Origin of the sequence: Pseudoalteromonas sp. Z1A6 (assembly GCF_011378745.1) — a bacterium.
In the GTDB taxonomy this organism is placed as follows: domain Bacteria; phylum Pseudomonadota; class Gammaproteobacteria; order Enterobacterales; family Alteromonadaceae; genus Pseudoalteromonas; species Pseudoalteromonas arctica.
The window spans coordinates 1-1,459 of the sequence record NZ_WTKW01000577.1 but is presented as its reverse complement, the minus strand read 5'-3'; the positions used below and the strand labels follow the sequence as shown (position 1 = coordinate 1,459).

At 39.1% G+C, this 1,459-nt stretch carries 1 protein-coding gene; it reads right to left on the bottom strand.

Features of this window, described 5'->3' with window-relative positions; all coding sequences use genetic code 11:
• Positions 1–60: 60 nt before the first annotated feature.
• A complete protein-coding gene (locus GQR46_RS19605) occupies positions 61–1,266 on the bottom strand; it encodes an MFS transporter (protein WP_165742211.1) in 1,206 nt (401 codons plus the stop codon).
• Positions 1,267–1,459 lie beyond the last annotated feature (193 nt).

Genomic DNA, 1,459 nt, shown 5'->3' with positions numbered 1-1,459 from the left:
AAAAATAAAAGAGCCGCTAATTAGCGGCTCTTTTGTATTTTAAATTAACCAGAACTCAAGTTAATTAGCTGCTTGCGCTGTTGGTTGCTGTTTATTTAGTTGTAAGTAACTTAGTAGCCACATACCCAAACCACCTAAAAATAATGCAGCTGCTACGTAACCTGTTTGATTAGGTGCAGCACCCTGTGCTATTGCAATTCCACCGACCCAAGGGCCTATAGCATTGGCAGTATTAAATGCGCACTGTACAAGAGCACCAATCATAGCGTGGCCTTCGGGTGCAACGTCCATTAAAAGCGTTTGAATCAGCGTAGCCAAGCCCACACTGCAACCAATAAAGAAAATCACTGCATAAAGAGCCCAAATATTATGGCTTGCCGTTACATAAGCAAAGGCAAATACAATGGTACATACAAGCGTCAGGCCAGTCGTTTTAATTGCTGATTTATCGGCAGCTTTACCCAGTACATAGTTACCGAGCGTACAACCAATACCAAACATTACCATTGCGATAGAAATAGTATATGGGGCTGTTTTTGTTACCACTAAGATGGTGTCGGCAATGTAAGTATAAATACAAAACACCCCGCCAAAGCCAATAATTACAATACCCAAAATAGACCAAACCAGTTTGTTTTTAAGTACGCCAAACTCGTTTAGTAAGTTAGAAGGCTTAGCGTTATCTATATTTGGAACTACTTTGTAAACAAAAATAAAAGCAATAAATGCAAGCACTGCAGCGCCGGCTAAACAGTACCGCCAACTAAGGTTTTGACCCACAAGTGTTACAACAGGCACACCAACAATAGTGGCCACAGTTAAACCCATAAACACCTTAGACATAAAGCTAGCACGCTTACCTTTTGGGGCAATATCCGATGCTAATAAAATAGCCGCGCCAAAATATGCACCATGAGGTAAACCACTTAAAAATCTAAATATTACAAGTTGCTCAAGCGACGTTGCCATCGCGCTTAATCCGTTTGAGACAAACATTAAGCTTATAAATATGAGCAATGCTTTGCGCTTTCTCATATTAGCAGTGGTAAGCATTAAAATAGGGGCACCCACTACAACACCAATGGCGTAAGCACTAATTGCATAGCCACTTTGTGATGGCGTTGAGCCAAATGTTTCGCTAATTAGTGGCAGCATAGGCATCATCGAAAACTCAGATAATCCTAAAATAAATGTGCCTAGCGCTAATACGAGTAAAATAGCGGTTCTGTTAAGTTGACTAGATGCCGACGTTACATCTGATGTCATAGATGATCCCTTAAGGTTTAATTTTAAAAATGAAACTGCACAATAGATCTTGAATAGGACATATTATGTGTATGCTTAAATTTTGGTGTGAGAGGGTAGTCTGTGAGGGCGCTATTTTAAGTTAAAAAAAGTACAGAGTCATGCATAAATTAGTGGTTTTATTAGGTTTTTAAAATGTTAATTAGAAGAAAAT